The organism is Eikenella sp. HMSC071B05 (assembly GCF_001811325.1).
Lineage (GTDB): Bacteria > Pseudomonadota > Gammaproteobacteria > Burkholderiales > Neisseriaceae > Eikenella > Eikenella corrodens.
Map to the genome: position 1 here is coordinate 1 of NZ_KV804516.1, position 5,290 is coordinate 5,290.

The window sequence follows — 5,290 nt, forward strand, 5'->3', positions numbered from 1 at the left end:
AAGTCTGCGCGTACCGATTCGTAACCGTCTGCAGGGAAGGCGGCATCTGTGCCAGTCAGCAGGGTTAAACCCCAACTTTAAAAATATCGAATACACTAATCATGGCTCTGCCCCCTTATCTTTCAATACTGGCTCTACAAATAGAATGATATTTGTTTAAAAGGCCATCTGAAAACCTCTTACTTCGCATGTTCTCAAACATTTGAACTGATGGTTTCAGATGGCCTGAATATGGTTACAACTTAACTTAAGCAATTAGATTATAGATAATATTGGATATTGCAATCAGACCCATTACCACCACAAAAATATTGCTGAATTTGCCTTGGAACCGTTTCATTGCCGGTACTTTTCTAATAGCGTACATCGGCATAATAAACAGGATCATCGCAATAATGGGACCGCCAAGCGACTCAATCAAACCCAAGATACTCGGATTGATGATGGCAACAACCCACAACGTAATCAGGAAGAACAGGGCGGAGTAGAGGTTCAGTTTTTTATGATTGATGGCTACATCCGGACCAGAGTCACGTTTGAGTTTGATAAATAGGCCTTCCAAACCCTCGCGCGCACCCATATAGTGGCCGAAAAAAGAACTGGTAATGGCTAAAAATGCAACCAACGGGCCTAAATAGGAAATGTAGGGATTGTCAAATTTATTGGCAAGAAACGACAGAATCGAAATATTTTGCTCTTTTGCCAAGGCCAGTTCGGACGGAGTTAATGTCAATACACAACTGAATACGAACATCATCACAAAAACCAATAACGCGGCGGAAGTACTGCGCAGGGTTTTGCTGGCATGCTAGTCTGTTAATTCGCCATCTTGATATTCTCGCTGTTGGGACAAAACGAAGGAAGAGATGGCCGGTGAATGATTGAAGGAGAAAACCAACACGGGTATCGTAATCCATAAGGTGCTTAAAAACGTGCCCGCACTCGGAATGGTGGTAAGCGAAGAAGTATTCCATTCAGGAATCAGATATACCGATAAAACAAACAGAATAAGGATCAGCGGATATACCAGCCATTCGGTTACTTTCAAAACGAAGCGTTCCCCCAGTAACAACACACCGATTAACGAAGCAATCAGAACAAATGACAACAAGACCCTTGGAGGAGAAGCCATGCCGAGCTGGTTGACGAGAAAAGAATCTACGGTATTGGTGATACCGTTACCATAAATCAGCAAAATGGGGAAAATGGCAAAGAAGTAGAGCAGGGTAATCAATTTACCAGCAGTTTTGCCGAAGTGCTCTTCCACTACTTCGGTAATATCACTACCGGGCTTGGCAGAAGAAAGTACAAAACGCGCCAATCCCCGATGGGAAAAATAAGTCATCGGGCCAACAATAACCGCCATGGCAACGAGCGGCCAGAACCCACTCATACCCGCATTAATCGGAAGGAACAATACGCCCGCGCCCACGGCAGTGCCGAACAGATTTAGTACCCAAGCCAAGTCAAATTTATTCAACTTTGAGGAGACTGCTTGCTGGTGGCTTGTGTTTGTATGTTGTGACTGCATTGTGAAACTCTCCAGATTATTTACCAGAATTTTATGAGCCCCGGGATCTGTTTTATCAGTAATGCCTGAAGCCCGTCATTAAAGGTTGATAATTGATCCTCCCAGTCAATTAATAAGCTTAATGGTTAGTAAGGTAGACTGACATAAAATCATTCATATTGTACAGGTTTGGCCTGTACGGGGTTTGCGCTAGCGCAAGCTTACTTGAAAAACAGCAGCTTTTTACAGGGTAAACTCGATATGCGAAACGGGCTTGATTCTTTTGTTTTGGCCTCCTTTTCACAATAAACGATGAGATCGCCTCAGAAACCATTCTAGTAGTTAACAATAATGAAACAGACCCAAAATCCTTCCATTTTAGTAATTTTAGGAAATTCTCATCTTCACGATGTTGTTGTATTAATGGTCTCTCTTACAAAAGTCTTGACTAGGGCCTGAAAGCGAGCACTCCAACAGGATTTCTTGGCATTTTCAATCACTTTTCTATGATTGGAATAGCAATTCTAGCTAAATTGTGCTTACACTATAGTCGGATAGAAACACGAATGTTTTTGAAGTTTGGCTTGATAACCTTTTCATGGCTAGGCTTGAAAGTGTCCGGCAAAGCTGGCGGACAGGCGGTATATTCCGCTATTGGTGAAAAATATGGCGGATTATTTCAAGGTGTTTCACATATAATACCGCCCGGAGATACACAGTGTAGTTTAATGGTTGGCCACAAGCCTCCCTAAGCGCCGTTTTGGCTGCCAGCTCACCGGCGTGCAGCACAATCTCTAACCCAGTAGTATGATTGGATACCGAATCATGACAACCACTGTTTCGCTTGACAAAATCGACCTGAAAATCCTTCAGGCCCTGCAACACAACGGGCGACTAAGCAACGTTGAGCTGTCCGAACGTGTTGCCCTTTCCCCTTCCCCCTGCCTGCGACGGCTCAAGCAGTTGGAGTCTACCGGCATTATCCGTGGCTATGCCGCCTTGGTACACCCTTCCACTGTGGCACTTGGCTTACAGGTGTTTATCCGCGTATCCGTAGATAAGAGCACCCACCTGCGCGATGGCTTTGCCGACTCCGTACGCGATTGGCCGCAGGTGCTGCGCTGCTTCGCGCTCACCGGCGAAACCGACTATATGCTGCACGCTTTTTTCGCAGATATGGAAAGCTTCTCCCAATTCATCCTCGATACCCTCTTGGCACACCCGGGCGTGGTGGACGCACGCTCCAGCTTTGTGCTGCAGGAAGTGAAAAACTCTACGGTATTACCTCTGGATCATTTGCAAGCAGAGTAGGTTTTTATTGCCAGATTATTGAGTGATTGGGAAAAGTAAAATTTCAGGTAGCCTTTTGCATATGGGCACCTGATTTTTTTACGTGTGCAGTTTTGTTTCAGGTAGCCTAGCTGTTGCAGGCTACCTGAAACTTTGTAGAGTGGGCTTTATCCCTGCCCGTTGAGTCAGCAAACAACCCAAGTCCTTCAAATCGCTGTTTTGCCTTGCATCAAAAAACCAAGTCCTAAGCACACTAGCTGTGAATAAGTCGCATCCCCTTCTCCAAATGATACAATCACGTCAAATCGTGCGAGAGACTTAGAAATAATGGGCAAAACGGAATGGATAATTGTGGTGTTAGTGGTCGGGCTGGTGGCGGGGGTGGTGTGGATACGGCATCGTCGGCAAACCGGCCGCGATTCCTACCTGCCGCTGTGGCGGCCTTTTGTGTGGCTGGCTGGTTGGCTGGCTCTGCTCTTAGGCATTATCGGCATTTTTTTGCCAGGCTTGCCAACTGTGCCGTTTGTGCTGCTGGCGGCAGGCTGCTGGTCGCGCACATCACCACGTTTCCACCGTTGGCTGAGCGAACACCGCTATTTCGGCCCGATGGTGCGCAACTGGGAGCGCAAACGGGCAATTCCGCTTAAAGGCAAGATCTTGTCGGCACTGATGATGTCCTGCTCGTGCGTGTGGATGCTGTATCGCTTTCCCGAACGCTGGTGGGCAGGCGCGGGGATGGTGATCGTGTGCTTGGCAGTAACAGTATGGATGTGGCAACTGCCAAGTGAATGAACGTTATCGGGCCATAAAAAATCACCAGCTTGTCCAACACTCACATAAAAAGGCTACCTGAAACCTTTCAGGTAGCCTTTAACCATGCTTACTACAGCAGCCTACTGATGCCGACGCAGCTCTTGGCGCAGCGACTGCAAGCCGGATCGGCGGTCGGCGATTTGCAATTGCAGGTTGCCGGCGCGATCAGACTGATTGTTGCGGCGGGCGGTGGCCAGCTCGCGTTCGGCCTGCGCCAGGGCGCGTTCTTCGCGGCGGATGTCGCGGGTGATGATTTCCTTGGGCGTGAGCGGTTTGGCAACAGCAATCACCGGCGCAGGGCGCACGATGGGGACGCGGCGTTCCGGCTCGGGCTGGTGGCGCAGGGTAACGCGCATAGGCACCGGTTTGCTGATTTCTACATCGCTGGCTGCCGCCACAGCTTCTTGCCACACGGCGGGCAATTCGCTGCTGCCGGCGTCGGCTTTATCGGCAGCTTGGCTAACGTGCGCGGAGGCGGAGGCGGCAGCCACGGGGGCAGACGCAGCGGCGGCCTGCTTGGGCAAATCAGCCTCTTCCTCAGTTAAAGACTTAGCCACGGGGCGGCAACGGCCTTGCGGCAGGGCAGTGCGCACGCTGTGCCCGTCGGCGAGCTGGCAGAGATAGGAAATTTCGGCCGGAGTGGTTTCGCTGCGGGTAGCGGGGGTTTCGGTGGCGGCACTGATGCCGAAAGCCAGCAGCAAAAAGCTGGGCAGAACAATATGGGCTAATTTTTCAAACATAAATTTGGCGTGTATTGCTAAAGCGTTTAATTCCCCGTATGGCATTGGCTTGCGCTATGGCGAATTAATCCGCGGTGTTATGAATAGACACAGCATTATATCAAGCGGCAAGTACGCAGGCTGTTGGCTTAGGTTTAAACAGGTAAACAGGCTACCTGAAAACCGCAACCGGCTTTAAGCGGCGTGAATTCAATTTAATTCAGGACAAGGCGCGGCATAAAGGCTTAAAATACCCGTTTTTCCCCGCAGGAGAGAGCCATGGCACAATTCTTCGCCATCCACCCCGAAAATCCCCAAGAGCGGCTGGTGAAACAAGCCGCCGAAATCGTGCGCCAGGGCGGCGTGATCGTGTATCCCACCGACTCCTGCTACGCGCTCGGCTGCCAGATGGGCAACAAGGAAGCCATGGAACGCATCCTCGCCATCCGCCAAATCGATTTGAGACACCACCTCACCCTGATGTGCGCCGATTTGAGCGAGCTGGGCACTTACGCCAAAGTGGACAACAGCCAATTCCGCCAGCTCAAAGCCGCCACCCCGGGCGCCTATACCTTTATCCTGCCCGCCACCAAAGAAGTGCCCAACCGCACACTGCACCCCAAACGCAAAACCATCGGCCTGCGCGTGCCCGACAATAAAATCGCCCTCGCCCTTTTGGCCGAGCTGGGCGAGCCCATGCTCTCCTGCACCCTGATGCTGCCCGAAGAAACCGAGCCGCAAACCGACCCCTACGAAATCCGCAACCTGCTCGAACACGCCGTGGATTTAATCATCGACGGCGGCTGGTGCGGCACCGAGCCGACCACGGTAATCGACATGACCAACGGCACCGAGCTCATCCGCCAAGGCGCGGGCGATACATCGGTGTTTGGGTTGTAAACGCCAAACTGCTTGCAGGCCGAATTAAAGGCTACCTGAAAGTTTCAGGTAGCCTTTA

General features: G+C 50.4%; 6 protein-coding genes. 3 read left to right on the top strand and 3 right to left on the bottom strand.

Annotation, left to right across the window (positions count from 1 at the left end):
- Positions 1-247: 247 nt before the first annotated feature.
- Both HMPREF2796_RS11565 and HMPREF2796_RS11570 read right to left on the bottom strand, forming a co-directional pair.
- The gene (locus HMPREF2796_RS11565) at positions 248-757 is read right to left on the bottom strand and encodes an SLC5/6 family protein (protein WP_246826826.1); all 510 of its coding nucleotides are present in this window, start codon (positions 755-757) and stop codon (positions 248-250) included.
- A 51-nt stretch (positions 758-808) separates the two neighbouring features.
- The gene (locus HMPREF2796_RS11570) at positions 809-1,531 is read right to left on the bottom strand and encodes an aromatic amino acid transport family protein (RefSeq protein ID WP_246826825.1); all 723 of its coding nucleotides are present in this window, start codon (positions 1,529-1,531) and stop codon (positions 809-811) included.
- A gap of 804 nt (positions 1,532-2,335) precedes the next feature.
- On the opposite strand from HMPREF2796_RS11570, the gene HMPREF2796_RS00340 reads away from it, so the two are divergent.
- Together HMPREF2796_RS00340 and HMPREF2796_RS00345 are read left to right on the top strand one after the other, a co-directional pair.
- Positions 2,336-2,821 (top strand): Lrp/AsnC family transcriptional regulator, encoded by a 486-nt coding sequence (locus HMPREF2796_RS00340; RefSeq protein WP_035580526.1) that lies wholly within the window; start codon positions 2,336-2,338, stop codon positions 2,819-2,821.
- Positions 2,822-3,232: 411 nt separating this feature from the next.
- A complete protein-coding gene (locus tag HMPREF2796_RS00345) occupies positions 3,233-3,592 on the top strand; it encodes a YbaN family protein (RefSeq protein WP_070630200.1) in 360 nt (119 codons plus the stop codon).
- A 101-nt stretch (positions 3,593-3,693) separates the two neighbouring features.
- Here HMPREF2796_RS00345 and HMPREF2796_RS00350 read toward each other — a convergent pair whose 3' ends face one another.
- The gene (locus HMPREF2796_RS00350; RefSeq protein WP_070630185.1) at positions 3,694-4,353 is read right to left on the bottom strand and encodes a hypothetical protein; all 660 of its coding nucleotides are present in this window, start codon (positions 4,351-4,353) and stop codon (positions 3,694-3,696) included.
- Between the two features lie 258 nt (positions 4,354-4,611).
- On the opposite strand from HMPREF2796_RS00350, the gene HMPREF2796_RS00355 reads away from it, so the two are divergent.
- Positions 4,612-5,232: an L-threonylcarbamoyladenylate synthase gene (locus HMPREF2796_RS00355; protein WP_070630186.1), complete on the top strand. Its 621-nt coding sequence runs from the start codon at positions 4,612-4,614 to the stop codon at positions 5,230-5,232.
- Positions 5,233-5,290 lie beyond the last annotated feature (58 nt).